Below are 15,287 nucleotides of genomic sequence, written 5' to 3'. Positions count from 1 at the left end.
TTGCCCGAGTCAGGCCGAGGCTCTGGCCACCAGCTTGTTCAACGCTTCGGTTGCGCCGCTGCGGAATTCAGCGGAGGTAACCAGTCCGTCCGGCCCGACGTCGTCGCGGCCGACCGGCAGCCGGGCGCAATCGTCGGGAGCTACGTCCGCACCCACGTACCCGAGGACGAGTGCCAACGTGGCGGCGGCCCCTTCCCCACGGCCGAGTGCGGCCACGTTGATCCAGGCGGTCGGCTTCTCATAGAGATCGGCATTGCCGACAGTCCAGTCGAGCAGGTTCTTCAGGCTGCCTGGCAGCGTGCCCGCGTACTCCGGGGTGCAGAACAGCACCGCGTCGGCCTGCGAAAGCTGTTCGCGCAGTGCGAGAACCGACGCATGCCCGGTGCCGTCGTCGTCCGGGTTGAAGGCGGGCAGCGCGGCGAGACCGTCGAACCACCGCGCGTCCACGCCGTCGGCGGCGAGCGTCTGGACCGTGCGCAAGGCGGCGGAATTGGTCGACGCACCGCGGGTGCTTCCGGAGATGAGCAGGACAACCGTCACGTCATGGCCAACGATGCCGAGCCCGGAATTAGTCCGATCCCGTAAACGCGCAAGGGCGGGAACGCGATTCGCGTTCCCGCCCTTGCGGACGTGCTCAGGTGCTACTTAAGACGCTGGCCATTTCGAGCGACCTGCAAGCAGTCGCTACGCGTCCTCGTCGAGGAGGTTGCGGGTGCGGTTCGGGTCCACCGGGATGCCCGGTCCGGTGTTCGTCGAGACCGTCACCTTCTTGACGTAGCGGCCCTTGGCGGTCGACGGCTTCACACGCAGGATCTCCTCCAGCGCGGCGCCGTAGTTCTCCACCAGCGCGGCATCGGCGAAGGAGGCCTTGCCGATGACGAAGTGCAGGTTGGCCTGCTTGTCGACGCGGAAGTTGATCTTTCCGCCCTTGATCTCGTTGACGGCCTTGGTCACGTCGTTGGTGACCGTGCCCGTCTTCGGGTTCGGCATCAGGCCACGCGGTCCGAGGACACGCGCGATCCGGCCGACCTTGGCCATCTGGTCCGGGGTGGCGATCGCGGCGTCGAATTCGAGCCAGCCGCCCTGGATCCGCTCGATCAGGTCCTCGGCGCCGACGGCGTCCGCACCGGCGGCCTCGGCCTCAGCGGCCTTCTCGCCTGCCGCGAACACGATGACGCGGGCGGTCTTACCGGTGCCGTGCGGCAGGTTGACCGTGCCACGAACCATCTGGTCCGCCTTGCGGGGATCGACGCCGAGACGAACGGCGACCTCGACGGTCGCGTCGGTCTTGGTGGTCGCGGTCTCCTTGGCCAGCCGCGCGGCGGCGAGCGGGGAGTACAGCGCGTCGCGATCGACCTTCTCGGCCGCGGCGAGATACGCCTTGCTTCGTTTTGCCATGATTCTCTGTCCTTAGTTTCTGGTTTCAGCCGTGGTTATCGGGCCTGGCCGGCCCTCCCACCTGGAGCACGTAGCTCAGCCTCAGTGCTTAATGGAGGGCTTCGCTGCGCCTACGTGGTGACGCTGCGCTGCCTCCTCCGGCGCTGACGCTCAGCCCTCGACGGTGATACCCATCGAACGCGCGGTACCGGCGATGATCTTCGCGGCCTGATCGATGTCAGTGGCGTTCAGATCTTCGGCCTTGGTCTTGGCGATCTCCCGGACCTGGTCCATGGTGATCTTCGCGACCTTGGTCTTGTGCGGCTCAGCCGAACCCTTCTGCACACCGGCGGCCTTGAGCAGCAGCCGAGCGGCGGGCGGGGTCTTCAGCTTGAAGTCGAACGAGCGATCCTCGTAGACCGAGATCTCGACCGGGATGACGTTGCCACGCTGCGACTCGGTCGCGGCGTTGTACGCCTTGCAGAACTCCATGATGTTCACGCCGTGCTGACCGAGCGCGGGACCCACCGGAGGGGCGGGGTTCGCCTGGCCGGCCTGGATCTGAAGCTTGATGATCCCGGCGAGCTTCTTCTTCTTGGGGGGCATCTTTCTTTCCTAGGTGTCTGTTTTCCTTGCTCTTTGCAAGTCCTGGTGAATCAACCCGTGGTCCGGGCCGATTCATTCCGTCGAGGACGGAACGTCTTAGATCTTCGCGACCTGGGTGAAGCCGAGCTCCACCGGGGTCTCGCGACCGAAGATCGACACGAGCACCTTGAGCTTCTGCTGCTCGGCGTTGACCTCGGAGATGCTGGCGGGCAGCGTCGCGAACGGGCCGTCCATCACGGTCACCGACTCGCCGACCTCGAAGTCGACCTCGATGGTCGGCTTGGACACCGACTCGGTGGCGGAATCGCCCGAACCCGCGGCGCCACCGGCGGCAGGCGCCTTCTTCTGCTGGGCAGCGGGCACGAGGAACTTCACCACGTCATCGATGGACAGCGGCGACGGACGCGAGGTGGCACCGACGAAGCCGGTGACACCGGGGGTGTTGCGCACCGCGCCCCACGACTCGTCGTTGAGTTCCATCCGGACCAGGATGTAGCCGGGCAGCACCTTGCGGTTGACGTTCTTGCGCTGGCCGTTCTTGATCTCGGTGACCTCTTCGGTCGGCACCTCGACCTGGAAGATGTACTCCTCCAGGTCCAGGTTCTGCACGCGGGTCTCGAGGTTGGCCTTCACCTTGTTCTCGTAACCGGCGTACGAGTGGATGACGTACCAGTCACCGGGGGCACGACGCAGCGCGGACTTCATCTCGGCGACCGGGTCGGCGGGCTCTTCGTCGATCGGAGCGGCTTCGGCAGCGGCGTCCTCGTCGGTCTCCGCCTCGGCGGCCTCGGAGTCGGCAGCGCCCTCGGAGTCCACGTCCTCGGAGTCTTCGACGGTCGCGGCGTCTTCGGTCGTGGGATCCACCACCGCGTCCTCGACCGGGAACTCTTCGTTTGTGTCGTTCTCCGGGGTGCTCACTGGGGCACTCGCTTCCTGTGTCGTCACGTACATCCTCTGCGTGCCGGGGTCTGGCGCGCGGCAGAACTACTCCGCCCTGGTCGGCCCCGGGGATCGGCCGGCGGCTGACCCTTTCGAGCGACCTGCGAGCAGTCGCAAGCTGGCCCTTTCGAGCGACCTGCGAGCAGTCGCAAGCGGTGGCGTCCTGTTAGCCGAACAGCCAGCTGACGCCCTTGATGAACGCCACATCCAACCCGCTGATGAACGCGACCATGAAGATCACGAACACCAGAACAACGCTCGTATAGGTGACCATCTGCTTCCGGTTGGGCCAGATCACCTTGCGCAGTTCCGCGATTACTTCACGCAGGAACTTGATCAAACGCTTGAACGGATTACGCGTTCCGCGTTCGGCCCGATCGGTCTTGGCTGCCTTGCGCGACGTGGGTCGATCCAGAGTGGCGATCGAACCCGTGTCGGACGACGCACCGCGAGTCCGCCGAGCGGTCCGCTTGCCACTAGGACGAGCTGATCCGGCGGTGTCATCGCCATCGTCGGTCGCATGTGCGCCCAGGCGATCTTCCCGCTCGCTCACGCCTGCTCCTCGCTGCGCTCGGCACCGGCGTGCGCGATGCGCGCTGTGCCACTGGCTCGCTCGCTACGCTCGCTCACGTCGATCCTTTCGTCGCTGGCATGCTGATCCTTTCGAGCGACCTGCAAGCAGTCGCTACGGAAGGCAGGGGCGACAGGACTTGAACCTGCAACCTGCGGTTTTGGAGACCGCTGCTCTGCCAGTTGAGCTACGCCCCTTCGGTTGGATCCGTGTTGGCCATCCAACCACTGTTCGGTATTCAGTTGTTCAGTTCTGGTGTCACACAACACGCGCGCCACTCCGGCAGTTGCCGGCCCCTCGGCGAATCCTCGCGGATTCGCTTGGAACCAGCCCTACAGAGCAGCGCGCAGCGGCTGGTGACCCCAGAAACCTGAGTGTACGTTACCGCCCGCGTCGTTAGCCAATCAGGGTCAGTCGACCAGGTCAGGCCGACCGCGACCGCCTCAGGCCAATTGGACGGTTGCCGTCGCGCGCCCGAAGATCTTGCGCCCCGCCGACTTCGCCACGATGGCGATGACCGCGGTGCGCGTCTCCGGATCCACGGACTTCACCTTACCGGTGTACTCGATCTCGGCGGCCTCATCCGTCCCCACATAGACCGGGCTGGTGAAGCGGACGTTGTATTCCTTGACCGCACCGGGATCGCCGACCCAGGAGGTGACGAAACCGCCGCCGAGGCCCATGGTGAGCATGCCGTGCGCGACCACGTCTTCCAGGTCGACGAGCTTGACGACCTCGTCGCTCCAGTGGATCGGGTTGGCATCGCCGGAGACGCCCGCGTAGTTCACCAGGTCGCCGCGGGTCAGCCGGACGATGCGGGCAGGCAGCTCGTCGCCGGCCGCGATGTCGTCGAAGCTGATGGCGCGCTTGCTCGGCGCGATCTCGGGCACCTTGGCGGCGACCACGGGGGCGGCCGCGTTGGCGCGCGGGCGATGATCCGGTGCGTCTTCGCCGATGCCGTGCATCAGCACGTTGCGGACCACGTCGTTGAGGTTCGGGTCGATGTCGCCGCCGCTGCGGCCGATCAGCGTGGTGTAGGTGGTGAGCACCAGCTCGTCGTTCTGCGCGGTGACGATGTTCTTGGTGACGATGATGTCGCCGCCGAAGGCCTGCCGGAACGAGTGCAGGTAGACATCGCAGACCAGCTGGTCGCCGACCTTGATCGGCCGGTGGAATTCCAGGATCTGGTCGGTCTGCAGGATCTGGCTCAGGTCGTAGCCGGTGACAATCTGCTCGAAGAGCTTACGCTGGGCCAGAATGCCGACCAGGGAGATGAAGGTCAGCGGCGCGAGCAGGCCGTCGTAGCCGTACTCCTGCGCCAGGTCTTCGTCCCAGTGCACCGGGTGGTAGTCCTGCACGGCGCGCGCGTATTCGCGCACCTTCTCGCGGCCGACCTCGTAGTAGTCGTCGACGCGGTAGTGGTGACCAACCATCGAGGCCGCGTGTGCCGCGGGGTCGAAGGCCTCGACCGCCTGAACCGCTTCGTCTGTACCGGTGTTGATTGTCACGGGTGGACTGTACCTATCTGACCCCGTATCCGGAGCCGGCGGAGCGTCTACTACCGCGCTACTCGACCGAGAAATGCGTCAGGGCCGGACAAACGTCCGGCCCTCGCACTGTCACGATCCAGATTGCCGAGAGCGTTCAGGCTCTCGACGCCGATCCACGCGGCAGCATCACGCGTGGCGGACTAGCGGGATTCTTTATGTCCCCGGTGCGTGCCGCAGTTCGGGCAGAACTTCTTGAGTTCCAGCCGATCCGGGTCGTTGCGCCGGTTCTTCTTGGTGATGTAGTTGCGGTGCTTGCACTGCTCGCAGGCCAAGGTGATCTTTGGCCGGACATCGGTGGACTTCGCGGCCACGATATTCCTTCTTTCGGGTCAACCAGTTGGTCTGATCGGTTTGGTAGCGATGGCCGGACTTGAACCGGCGACACAACGATTATGAGTCGTTTGCTCTACCGACTGAGCTACACCGCCACGGGGTCGCATTGCTGTAGTGCCGCGCCCGGCCCCACCGAGGTGGGAACTATGTGCGATGCCGAGTCGGTCACCACCGGCAATCCGGCGAGCCCCCTAACGGAATCGAACCGTTGACCTTTTCCTTACCATGGAAACGCTCTACCGACTGAGCTAAGGGGGCATGACTACTTTCGCACCAGGCTCCAAACACCCGACCCCGGCGCGGCGAAGTCTTGAACGAGGTTACACACCCAAGGGTCAGAGCTCCAAACCGGGTGGTCAGAAGCCTTTTTCGCGGGGCCCGTCCGGTACATCGGATGGCGAGGGCCGACACCGGGCCCACCAACAGAAAAGCCCCTGTGGATCGAAGGGGTCTCGATCCACAGGGGCTTCGGGTGGCAGATGTAGGATTCGAACCTACGTAGGCTTTCGCCGACGGATTTACAGTCCGCTCCCATTGGCCGCTCGGGCAATCTGCCGTCGCGCTCTCGGCGCGAAAAGCAGAATACATCCAACCCCGGCCCGTAATGCAAACCGGCTGGCCATCGGCCGTGCAACGGGACTACGGTCGCGCTCCGGGGTACAACTAACGTGACCGATCAACCGGTCGAGCGAGCCGTTGGACCGTCAGGACAGGAGCGAAGTGTGGCCGATTCGTCATTCGATGTCGTCAGCAAGGTCGAACGTCAGGAGGTCGACAACGCCCTGCATCAGGCGGAGAAGGAGCTGACCACCCGCTACGACTTCCGAAACACCGGCGCGACCATCGAGTGGTCCGGTGAGGACAAGGTCGTGCTGACGGCCGAGGCCGAGGAACGGGTCAAGGCGGCGCTGGATGTGTTCAAGGAAAAGCTGATTCGCCGCGACATTTCGCTCAAGGCGTTCGACGCGGGCGAGCCGGTGGCCTCCGGCAAGACCTACAAGATCACCGGAACGCTGGTGCAGGGCATCGACACCGAGCACGCGAAGAAGATCACCAAGAAGATCCGCGACGAGGGCCCCAAGGGCGTGAAGGCGCAGATCCAGGGTGAGGAACTGCGGGTGAGCAGCAAGAAGCGCGACGACCTTCAGGCCGTCATCTCGCTGCTGAAGGGCGAGGATTTCGGCATCGCCCTGCAGTTCGTCAACTACCGATAGCGAGCTCGCGAGTACCGGCGATGTCGACCGAACAGCACCGGGCGGGCCTGGGCGTCGACGAGGGGATTCGCACCCTGCTGCTGCTCATGCCACGGGTTGTCGGGCGCGCCAAGCGATTACGGGTCCCGGACGCACTCCGGGAATTCGCGCTCGCGCCTCGGCACCTGTCGCTGCTTGCGATCCTGGTCTTCGAGGGGCCACAGACGGTGAACGAGCTCGCCGCGCGGCTGGAAATCGCGCCGACAACGGTGAGCCTGATGGTGAGCGAACTGAGTCGTGACGGGCTGCTCGACCGCACCTCCGACGACCGGGACCGCCGCCGCACCATCGTGGGAATCGCTGCGGCACATACGGATTCGATCAACGAATGGCTCGGCGGCAGTGCGCGCGCGTGGCGCGAAGTGCTGTCGCCGTTGACGCCGGAACAGCGCGCGCTGTTCGTCGACACCTTCCGCGCGTTCGAAGAGCGGCTGGCCCGAGACGCCGGACCCGGCAGCGGAGCGGCGGGCTAGCGCCGCGGCCCCCCTGCCATTTCCTCCAGGCGAGCGATGCGCTCGGCCATCGGCGGATGGGTGGAGAACCAGCGGGCGGCACGCTCGCCCGTGCGGAACGGGTTGGCGATCATGAGATGCGACTGGGCGGTCAATTGCGGCTCAGGCGGCAAGGGGGCGGCCTGCACGCCGCGCTCCAGCTTGCGCAGCGCCGAGGCGAGGGCGAGCGGGTCGCCGGTGAGTTCGGCGCCGGACTGGTCCGCCTGGAATTCGCGGGAACGGGAGACTGCCAGCTTGATCAGGCTCGCGGCGATCGGGCCGAGCAGCGAGACGAGCAGCACGCCGATGATGTTCGGGCCGCCACCATTGCGGTTGCCGCCGAACGCCGAGGCGAAATAGGCAAGGTTGGCCAGGCCGGAGATGACCGCGGCGAGCGCGCCGGCGACCGAGGAGATCAGGATGTCGCGGTTGTAGACGTGCGATAGCTCGTGGCCGAGCACCGCGCGTAGCTCTCGCTCGTCCAGAATCTGCAGGATGCCGCTGGTACAGCAGACCGCGGCGTGCCGCGGACTGCGGCCGGTGGCGAAGGCGTTGGGCGCGTTGGTCGGGCTGATGTAGAGCCGAGGCATCGGTTGGCGTGCGGCGGTGGCCAGCTCGCGCACGATCCGGTAGATCACCGGCGCTTCCAGCTCGCTGACCGGCTGCGCGTGCATGGCCTTCAACGCGAGCTTGTCGCTGTTGAAGTACGCGTACGCGTTCATGCCGACGGCGAACACGATGGCGATGATCAGGATCATCGGGCTACGGAACAGCGCACCGGCGAACACGATCAACGCCGACAGACCGATCATCAGACCGAACGTCTTGAATCCGTTCGCATACCCGTGCATGTCCGCCTCTCCGAGTCTTTTGGCCAGACTTGGGTGCCGTGAGACCACCGTTGGCGCCCGGCGGCCAGTAGCGCGGCGAGTTAGCCCGTACCCGGCGAGTTACCCATGTGCTTCAGAAATCAGTTGTCGCACTACCGCCGTCGTCCAACCGACTGCATTACACCAGGTCAACGATAAGAGGCGAGCAAAGGTTCCGGATCGAGACGCGGGCTTGTCAGGCGGGTCTCTTACCCGACACGCTCGATTGTGTAGCGAACCAGGTGTTCGAGGGCGTCGTTGGCCGGTCCGGTGGGCAGCGCGGAGAGTTCGGCGTGCGCGATGTCGGCGTAGCCATGCAGCTTCTCCTTGGCCAGCACCATGCCGCGCGAGCGGGACAGCAGGTCGAGCGCCTCCGCCACCTCCGCGTCGGTGTGCAGCGGGTTGGCGAGCAGCTTGCGCAGTCGGTCGCCCTCGGCGCCCTCCTCGCGCAGCGCGTACAACACCGGCAGCGTGTGCACGCCCTCGCGCAGGTCGGTGCCCGGGGTCTTGCCGGACTGCTCGGCGGCCGAGGAGATGTCGATGATGTCGTCGGAGATCTGGAAGGCGGTGCCGACCGCGTCGCCGAGCCGGGCCAGCCGCTCCACATGCTCGGTGTTCGCGCCGGAGAAGGTGCCGCCGAATCGGCCGGCGGCCGCGATGAGCGAGCCGGTCTTCTCCCAGACGACGCGCAGGTAGTGCTCGACCGGGTCCTGGGATTCGCGGGCGCCCATGGTCTCGCGCATCTGGCCGGTGACCAGTTCGGCGAAGGTTTCGGCGATGATCCGCACGGCGTCGGGACCGAGGGTCGAGGTGAGCCGTGAGGCGTGCGCGAACAGATAGTCGCCCGCCAGGATCGCGATGTTGTTGCCCCAGCGGGAATTCACGCTCGGGGCGCCGCGGCGCATGGTGGCCTCGTCCATCACGTCGTCGTGGTAGAGCGTCGCCAGGTGCACGAGCTCGACGACGGTGCCCGCGGTGATCAGCGCGGGATCGGTCGGGCGCGGGCCGAGCTGGCCGGTGAGGATGGTGAACAGCGGACGGAACCGCTTGCCGCCCGCCTTGGCCAGGTGCAGCGCCGCCTCCTGCAGGAATTCCTCGCCGTCGGACAGCTCGGTGACCAGGAGCTTCTCGACCTCTTCCAGGCCGTTGCGCACGGTCGCCGCGAGCTCGACGTCGACGAGGTCGACCCCGGCAACCACCGTGCTCTCGTCCTTCACAGCCGATGTGCTCATTTCTTCTCCCACCGATCCGTCCGACCCCACGATAGAGAACCTAGCGTGTCCCCAGCCGATGGCCCATGAACACCATCACTATGCGGTGTATCAGACACTTTTGCACGCCGTTGGCCGCGCGCCTCGCCGCGCCGCGTCGCCGCTGGCGCGCCCGCCGTCGACACGAACAAGATTGCCCTGCAAGTATTGAGCTCATGGGTTCACCGGAAGTCACCCCCGCGGGCGGGGACGCGCTGCCCACCAGGGCCGAGGTGCTCGTCGTCGGCGCGGGCCCGGCCGGTTCGGCGGCCGCGGCATGGGCCGCGCGGGCGGGTCGCGACGTGCTGCTGCTCGACTCCGCCGTCTTTCCCAGGGACAAGACCTGCGGCGATGGGCTGACCCCGCGCGCGACGGCCGAGCTGGAACACCTCGGCCTCGGCGAGTGGCTGCGCGCGCACACCGTCAACCACGGCCTCCGGATGACCGGCTTCGGCAGGGAGGCGCTGCTGCCCTGGCCCGCCGGTTCCTTCCCGACCTACGGAAGTGCCGTTCCCCGAACCGAACTCGACGACAAGCTGCGCGAGACCGCGATGAAGTCCGGCGCGCGGATGATCGACGGCACCAAGGTGGTCGATCTCACCCGCGACAATGATCGGGTCACGGGTGTGATCGTGCGGACAGCCGAGGGTACGCACGCCATCGAGTGCGCGACGCTGGTCGTCGCCGACGGCGTGCGCTCGCCGATCGGACGGCTGCTCGGACGCACCTGGCACCGGCAGTACGCGTACGGCACCGCGGCCCGCGCCTACATCAAGTCCGGCCGCAGCGACGATCAGTGGATCACCTCGCATCTCGAACTGCGCGACGCCGACAATGTGCTGGTGCCCGGCTACGGCTGGGTGTTCCCGCTCGGCAATGGCGAGGTCAATATCGGGGTAGGTTCGCTGGCCACCGAGAAACGCCCGTCGCACATCGCGTTGAAGCCGCTGCTGGAGCACTACACGAAGCTGCGCTTCGACGAGTGGGAGTTCGAGGGCTCGTTGCGCGCGGTGGCTTCGGCGCTGTTGCCGATGGGCGGCGCGGTGTCGAACGTGGCGGGACGCAACTGGGTGCTGGTCGGCGACGCCGCGGGTTGTGTGAATCCGTTGAACGGCGAGGGCATCGACTACGGCCTGGAGGGCGGGCACATGCTGGCCGGGCTGCTCGACGAGCCGGACCTCACCAGGGTGTGGCCCGAGCTGCTGCGCGCGAAGTACGGCCGCACCTTCTCGGTGGCGCGCCGGATTGCCGGGCTGGCCACCCATCCGCGGCTGGTGCCTGCCGGCGGGCCGCCGGTGATGCGGTCGAAGTATTTGCAGCGCACGGCGGTTCGGGTGATGGGCAACCTGGTCACCGACGAGGACGTTGACCTGACCGCGCGGGCGTGGCGGGCCGCGGGGCGGATGTCGATGCGCACCGACGAGCTTCCCCCCTTCTCCTGACACCTGAACCTGCGGTTTCGCGAGCTCGGCCAGCGGTACGCTGAGCCTTGCTTGCCCACGCGACGACGGGTTCTTCAACTATGGGCGGACAACAGGGTGGCCTGCCCGCGCTGTACTTGCTACCGCATCTGCGGCGGGCCCGGGATCTCGCGGATCGACGGTATGCCGACCCGCTCCGTCTCGATGAATTAGCCGCTGCCGCAGGGGTTTCCAAGTATCACTTCCTGCGCGCGTTCGCCGCGGTCTACGGGCTGACGCCGGCCGCGTACCTGGCCGAACGGCGGATCGAGCGCGCCCAGGATCTGCTGCGCTCGTCCAACGTCACGGTCACCGAGGTGTGCATGCTGGTCGGCTACAGCAGCCTCGGTTCATTCAGCCGCCCGCCGAGCGGCCCTACGGCACCGAGGCGATCATCCGGGACAACTCCGGGAACTGGCTGGTGCTGGTGGAGCAGAAGGAGTACTCCCCCGCGGATTTCGAATAGCCGAGGCCCCCGTCGTTCCGGCGGACACCGGAACGACGGGGCGGGACGTGGATCAGGCAGTCGCCTGTGCGGCGACCCACTCCTCGACGAACGTGCGCTCGCTGTTGAGCACCCGATGATGCAGCTGCTCGGCGAGCGGCTCGATGGCGCCGCCGACCATCGGCACCTTGACCTGCACGGTGCCGACCACCTCGATCTCGGATCCCTCCGCGGTCGAACGCATTTCGTAGGAACCCGACATCTCGGTGTTGATGCCGGTGGTCGCGCCCTCGAAGGTGCCCTTGGCGATCTCGCCGATCAGGCCCTGCCAGTTGTCGGTGCGGGCGAGCGTGAGCTGGCTCTTGAGCACCTTGCTCACGACGCTGGGAATCTTGTCCTCTGAAGCCTTTTCGGTCATGTGGATGCGAATCGTGCCTTCGCCCTCGGGATGCGAAAGGTCCACGGTCGCGGTCTCGGCGTCGGCGAAACGCGCCTGCCAGACCTTGTCGTCGGTGACTGCCCGGTGAAGATCTTCGACCGGGATGCGGTAAGGCACGGTGAAGCTGAATTTTCGGGACATGCGCGACACCGTAGCCGAGGTGGTCGGTAGCCTTGTTGCGGTGTTGGAAACCACCCAGTCTGATCGGCGGTCGCTCCGCCTGCGGCGGGCCAGGATCGGCGTGCTCACGGCTGCGACAGTGGTCAGTGTGCTCGTCGTGCTGTTGGTGTTCGCCGCCTGGCGCAACGACTACCTGATCAGCTCGGACAAGGGTGTGGCCAGCGCCGAGGTGCTCTCCGCAGGCAGGCTGCGCTCGGCGGTCATGTACGTGACGCCGGACGGGGAGACACACAATCCGAAGGTCGGCGTGCTGTATCCGACCAATCTCACCGCGGGCGAGCGGATCCGGGTCGAGTACAACCGCGCCGACCCCGATCTGGTGCGGGTGGAGGGACGCGATGTCCGCGTCGCCATTCCCCCCGCCCTTTCGGTGCTCGTGGTGGTGTGGCTGGTCGCCCTGCCGACACTGTGGCTGCTGGCCCGGCTCAGCAGACGTCGCCCGAAATCGAGCTGAACTACTGCGCCCAGGGCGGCGACATCCGGCTGCCGTCCGGCATGACGGCCTCGAAACCCGCGGCGATCGCGATGAACGCCTCGGCCGGTTCGTCGCCGGGATTACCCACCGCGATGGGGCTGCCCGCCGGGACAACGACGACGTCGCCCGCCTCCAGGAGTTGCCCGCTGACGTCGAGTTTTCCGGCGACAACCATGAAGATTTCGTCGCGATCGAGCACGTGTGCGCCGTCCGGCTGGTGCCGCGGCGTGACGGTGAGCCGCCAGGTACAGACCTCGGCCGAGCCGCGGCTCGGCGAAGCCATGGCGGTGAACTGAGCGCCGGGCACCTCGAAACGGGGTGCGTCGGCGGCTTTGATGACGAGCATGTCACTCCTAAGTAGACAAGTAAGCTTGTTCAAGTTGACTTGTCTATCATGGCGATATGACGGCAGCATCGCAAGACCTGGATTTCGGCATCCTGCTCGGCCTCGGGTACCAGCAGTTCGTGCGCGAGCTCCGAGAAACCGTGGCGGCGCAGGGCTTCGAGGACACCGGGCGTTCCGACGGGTACGTGCTGCGCTCGCTGGCTGGCAGGCCGATGAACATCAGCGAGCTGGCCGAGCGCCTGGAGATCACCAAGCAGGGCGCGGCCCAGATCGTCGACGACATGCAGCAACGCGGCTATCTCGAACGGCGCGACGACCCGAACGATCGACGGGCCAAGCTGCTGTACCCGACGGCGCGGGGCACCGAACTGCTCAGTACCGCGAAGAAGTTCCATCGCCGCTACGAGCAACGCCTGATCCGGGCACACGGCGCCGAGGCCGTCGCCGCGCTGCGCGCCCTGCTCGGCGCGATCGCCACCGAGGAAGGCATGGCCGATCCGCGGTTCCACGCTTTCGGCATGTGAACCGGCGATCAGCCCGAGGTGTTCGCTCGATCTTTAGGTGTCCTTCACGCATGCGTGACGACACGGCGCGCTGCGGCGGCCACCCTGAGAGGGTGCGTGTAGCGATCGTTGCGGAGTCGTTTCTGCCGAATATGAACGGTGTCGTCAACTCGGTGCTGCGGGTGGTCGACCACCTGGACCGGCACGGCCACGACGCGCTGATCATCGCGCCGGACACCCCGCGCGGGCTACCGCCCGCCGCGCGCTGGCACGAACGGTTCCGGGTGCACCGGGTGCCCGCGGTGATGGTGCCGAAGATCAGTTCGCTGCCGGTCGGGCTGCCGCAGCCCGGCATCGTCTCGGCCATCGAGGATTTCGACGCGGACGTGGTGCATCTGGCCTCGCCGTTCCTGCTCGGCGCCGGCGGCCTCGCGGCGGCGATGCGGCTGGACCTGCCGACGGTGGCGGTGTACCAGACCGACGTCGCCGGATTCGCCAAGAGTTACGGGCTGGCGCTGGCCAGCCGGGCGGCCTGGGCCTGGACGCGACGCATCCACGAGGGCGCGACCAGGACGCTTGCGCCGTCCAGGGCGGCCGCGGAAGACCTGGCCCAGCACGGCATTCCGCGGGTGCATCGCTGGGGACGTGGCGTGGACATCGCCAGGTTCAACCCGGCCGCGCGCCGCACCGAACTGCGGGATTCCTGGCTCGACGGCGACAAGCTGGTGGTCGGCTTCGTCGGACGACTCGCGCCGGAGAAGCACGTCGAGCGGCTCGCGGTGCTCGGCAACGACCCGGACATCCAGTTGGTGATCGTCGGGGACGGGCCGGAGCGGGACCGGCTCGCGCGGATGATGCCGACCGCCGTGTTCACCGGCGAGCTGGGCGGCGAGGTGCTGGCCCAGGCGTACGCGAGCCTGGACGTGATGGTGCACGCCGGCGAGCACGAAACCTTCTGCCAGGGCGTGCAGGAGGCCCTGGCCTGCGGCATCCCGGTGATCGGCCCGGACGCGGGCGGACCGCGCGACCTGATCGCGCACTGCCGCAACGGCTATCTGCTCCCGGTCGACCGTTTCACCGAACTACTGCCGAGTGCCGTTGCGGCGCTGCACGATCCGGTGCTGCGGGCCCGATTCGCCGGCGCCGCACGCAAATCGGTGCTGCACCGCACCTGGCCCGCGATCTGCACCGAGCTGATGGGGCACTACGCGGACGTGACCGGTACCAGAATGCGCCTTCCGCATACGGCCTGACCGCGATCGGAAGGCCACGACCGGTCTCGTGTAAACATGGGTAAATCGTCGGGTACGCCGAGAAAACGCGGGCACCCGATGCAAGACCTGTACGCGGACCAGGAGGCTCCCAACGTGTATGGCCTGAATACGCGGAGAGGCGGATGAGCGTGGCTAAAACAGAGGCAACCCGTGCCTCGCTGGATAAGCAGCCGCATGAGGTCGCGTCGATGTTCGACGGTGTCGCGAAACGGTACGACCTGACCAACACGGTGATCTCCGGTGGTCAGGATCGCTACTGGCGCTGGTCGGTGCGCAAGGCATTGGCGCCACGGCCGGGCGAGCGGGTGCTCGACCTCGCGGCGGGCACCGGGGTGTCCACCCTCGATCTGGCGAAGTCCGGCGCCTGGTGCCTGGCCGCCGACTTCTCCAAGGGCATGCTCGCGGCGGGTAAGCACCGCAAGGTGCCGATGGTCGCGGCCGACGCGATGGCGCTGCCGTTCGCCGACGAGTCGTTCGACGCGGTGACCATCTCCTACGGGCTGCGTAATGTCGCCGATCCGGACGCCGCGCTGCGCGAGATGCTGCGGGTCACCAAGCCGGGCGGCCGGCTGGTCATCGCCGAGTTCTCCACGCCGGTCGTGCCCGGCTTCCGCACGGTGTACATGGAATACCTGATGAAGGCGCTGCCGAAGGTGGCCCGCGCGGTCAGCAGCAACCCGGACGCGTATGTCTATCTCGCAGAATCGATTCGGGCCTGGCCGAACCAACGACAGCTGGCATTGCGGATCGCGGGCGCCGGGTGGTCCTCGGTGAAATGGCGTAATCTGACCGGCGGGATCGTCGCGTTGCATCGCGCGTACAAGCTCGGCTGACCAGCGATCTCCATCACACCTCACCGACGGCTTTTCCGCTGGTGAGGATCATTGTCACACGTCGATAACGCGGGGTAAACCCGCCGCAATCGG

18 protein-coding genes, 4 tRNA genes and 2 pseudogenes are annotated in these 15,287 nt (G+C 66.7%); 9 read left to right on the top strand and 15 right to left on the bottom strand.

The window, feature by feature from the left end; all coding sequences use genetic code 11:
* Nucleotides 1-9 precede the first annotated feature (9 nt).
* The 11 genes from ACIA8C_RS31080 to ACIA8C_RS31030 form a co-directional block, all read right to left on the bottom strand.
* The gene (locus tag ACIA8C_RS31080; RefSeq protein ID WP_397140820.1) at nt 10-540 is read right to left on the bottom strand and encodes an NADPH-dependent FMN reductase; all 531 of its coding nucleotides are present in this window, start codon (nt 538-540) and stop codon (nt 10-12) included.
* 144 nt (nt 541-684) lie between these two features.
* A complete protein-coding gene (rplA, locus tag ACIA8C_RS31075; RefSeq protein WP_357385565.1) occupies nt 685-1,398 on the bottom strand; it encodes a 50S ribosomal protein L1 in 714 nt (237 codons plus the stop codon).
* Between the two features lie 150 nt (nt 1,399-1,548).
* Nucleotides 1,549-1,983, bottom strand: coding sequence for a 50S ribosomal protein L11 (gene rplK, locus ACIA8C_RS31070; protein ID WP_396991275.1), 435 nt, complete (start codon nt 1,981-1,983; stop codon nt 1,549-1,551).
* A gap of 96 nt (nt 1,984-2,079) precedes the next feature.
* On the bottom strand, nt 2,080-2,901 hold the full coding sequence (gene nusG / locus ACIA8C_RS31065; RefSeq protein ID WP_397140887.1) for a transcription termination/antitermination protein NusG: 822 nt from the start codon (nt 2,899-2,901) through the stop codon (nt 2,080-2,082).
* 187 nt (nt 2,902-3,088) lie between these two features.
* On the bottom strand, nt 3,089-3,475 hold the full coding sequence (gene secE / locus ACIA8C_RS31060; RefSeq protein WP_397140818.1) for a preprotein translocase subunit SecE: 387 nt from the start codon (nt 3,473-3,475) through the stop codon (nt 3,089-3,091).
* A gap of 142 nt (nt 3,476-3,617) precedes the next feature.
* Nucleotides 3,618-3,690: transfer RNA gene (locus tag ACIA8C_RS31055), tRNA-Trp, on the bottom strand.
* A gap of 246 nt (nt 3,691-3,936) precedes the next feature.
* The gene (locus ACIA8C_RS31050; protein WP_397140885.1) at nt 3,937-4,995 is read right to left on the bottom strand and encodes a fused (3R)-hydroxyacyl-ACP dehydratase subunits HadA/HadB; all 1,059 of its coding nucleotides are present in this window, start codon (nt 4,993-4,995) and stop codon (nt 3,937-3,939) included.
* A 188-nt stretch (nt 4,996-5,183) separates the two neighbouring features.
* Nucleotides 5,184-5,354 (bottom strand): 50S ribosomal protein L33, encoded by a 171-nt coding sequence (gene rpmG / locus ACIA8C_RS31045; RefSeq protein WP_014988500.1) that lies wholly within the window; start codon nt 5,352-5,354, stop codon nt 5,184-5,186.
* 41 nt (nt 5,355-5,395) lie between these two features.
* Nucleotides 5,396-5,471: transfer RNA gene (locus tag ACIA8C_RS31040), tRNA-Met, on the bottom strand.
* Nucleotides 5,472-5,561: 90 nt separating this feature from the next.
* Nucleotides 5,562-5,634 (bottom strand) — tRNA-Thr (locus ACIA8C_RS31035).
* Nucleotides 5,635-5,849: 215 nt separating this feature from the next.
* A tRNA-Tyr gene (locus ACIA8C_RS31030) sits at nt 5,850-5,932 on the bottom strand.
* A 166-nt stretch (nt 5,933-6,098) separates the two neighbouring features.
* On the opposite strand from ACIA8C_RS31030, the gene ACIA8C_RS31025 reads away from it, so the two are divergent.
* Nucleotides 6,099-6,590, top strand: coding sequence for a YajQ family cyclic di-GMP-binding protein (locus tag ACIA8C_RS31025; protein WP_397140816.1), 492 nt, complete (start codon nt 6,099-6,101; stop codon nt 6,588-6,590).
* Between the two features lie 20 nt (nt 6,591-6,610).
* Nucleotides 6,611-7,102 carry a MarR family transcriptional regulator gene (locus ACIA8C_RS31020; RefSeq protein WP_397140814.1) on the top strand — a complete coding sequence of 164 codons (492 nt, stop codon included), beginning with the start codon at nt 6,611-6,613 and terminating at the stop codon, nt 7,100-7,102.
* Here ACIA8C_RS31020 and htpX read toward each other — a convergent pair.
* Both htpX and ACIA8C_RS31010 read right to left on the bottom strand, forming a co-directional pair.
* Nucleotides 7,099-7,971 (bottom strand): zinc metalloprotease HtpX, encoded by an 873-nt coding sequence (htpX, locus tag ACIA8C_RS31015; RefSeq protein WP_397140812.1) that lies wholly within the window; start codon nt 7,969-7,971, stop codon nt 7,099-7,101. The genes ACIA8C_RS31020 and htpX overlap by 4 nt on opposite strands.
* Nucleotides 7,972-8,198: 227 nt before the next feature.
* Complete coding sequence (locus ACIA8C_RS31010) at nt 8,199-9,221, bottom strand: polyprenyl synthetase family protein (RefSeq protein WP_397140810.1); 1,023 nt, start codon at nt 9,219-9,221, stop codon at nt 8,199-8,201.
* A gap of 194 nt (nt 9,222-9,415) precedes the next feature.
* Here ACIA8C_RS31010 and ACIA8C_RS31005 point away from each other — a divergent pair, with 194 nt between their 5' ends.
* From ACIA8C_RS31005 to ACIA8C_RS30995, 3 genes and pseudogenes are all read left to right on the top strand, one after another.
* On the top strand, nt 9,416-10,681 hold the full coding sequence (locus tag ACIA8C_RS31005) for a geranylgeranyl reductase family protein (protein WP_397140809.1): 1,266 nt from the start codon (nt 9,416-9,418) through the stop codon (nt 10,679-10,681).
* Nucleotides 10,682-10,761: 80 nt separating this feature from the next.
* Nucleotides 10,762-11,058 (top strand): annotated as a pseudogene (locus ACIA8C_RS31000) (helix-turn-helix transcriptional regulator); the annotation flags it as partial.
* Nucleotides 11,049-11,165 (top strand): annotated as a pseudogene (locus ACIA8C_RS30995) (VOC family protein); the annotation flags it as partial. The pseudogenes ACIA8C_RS31000 and ACIA8C_RS30995, both read left to right, overlap by 10 nt.
* 52 nt (nt 11,166-11,217) lie before the next feature.
* Here ACIA8C_RS30995 and ACIA8C_RS30990 read toward each other — a convergent pair.
* Nucleotides 11,218-11,724, bottom strand: coding sequence for a DUF2505 domain-containing protein (locus ACIA8C_RS30990; RefSeq protein ID WP_397140807.1), 507 nt, complete (start codon nt 11,722-11,724; stop codon nt 11,218-11,220).
* On the opposite strand from ACIA8C_RS30990, the gene ACIA8C_RS30985 reads away from it, so the two are divergent.
* Nucleotides 11,723-12,217: a DUF3592 domain-containing protein gene (locus ACIA8C_RS30985; RefSeq protein WP_397140805.1), complete on the top strand. Its 495-nt coding sequence runs from the start codon at nt 11,723-11,725 to the stop codon at nt 12,215-12,217. The two genes, ACIA8C_RS30990 and ACIA8C_RS30985, sit on opposite strands and share 2 nt — an antisense overlap.
* A 1-nt stretch (nt 12,218) precedes the next feature.
* Here ACIA8C_RS30985 and ACIA8C_RS30980 read toward each other — a convergent pair whose 3' ends face one another.
* Complete coding sequence (locus tag ACIA8C_RS30980) at nt 12,219-12,584, bottom strand: cupin domain-containing protein (protein WP_397140803.1); 366 nt, start codon at nt 12,582-12,584, stop codon at nt 12,219-12,221.
* A gap of 56 nt (nt 12,585-12,640) precedes the next feature.
* On the opposite strand from ACIA8C_RS30980, the gene ACIA8C_RS30975 reads away from it, so the two are divergent.
* The 3 genes from ACIA8C_RS30975 (at nt 12,641) to ACIA8C_RS30965 (ending at nt 15,194) form a co-directional block, all read left to right on the top strand.
* Nucleotides 12,641-13,108: a MarR family winged helix-turn-helix transcriptional regulator gene (locus tag ACIA8C_RS30975; RefSeq protein ID WP_397140801.1), complete on the top strand. Its 468-nt coding sequence runs from the start codon at nt 12,641-12,643 to the stop codon at nt 13,106-13,108.
* A gap of 92 nt (nt 13,109-13,200) precedes the next feature.
* Nucleotides 13,201-14,340 carry a glycosyltransferase family 4 protein gene (locus tag ACIA8C_RS30970; RefSeq protein ID WP_397140799.1) on the top strand — a complete coding sequence of 380 codons (1,140 nt, stop codon included), beginning with the start codon at nt 13,201-13,203 and terminating at the stop codon, nt 14,338-14,340.
* Between the two features lie 143 nt (nt 14,341-14,483).
* On the top strand, nt 14,484-15,194 hold the full coding sequence (locus tag ACIA8C_RS30965) for a demethylmenaquinone methyltransferase (protein ID WP_397140796.1): 711 nt from the start codon (nt 14,484-14,486) through the stop codon (nt 15,192-15,194).
* The last annotated feature ends 93 nt before the right edge of the window (nt 15,195-15,287 follow it).

Source organism: Nocardia sp. NPDC051321 (assembly GCF_044455225.1).
In the GTDB taxonomy this organism is placed as follows: Bacteria; Actinomycetota; Actinomycetes; order Mycobacteriales; family Mycobacteriaceae; genus Nocardia.
This window is presented reverse-complemented; position numbering and strand designations above follow the sequence as displayed.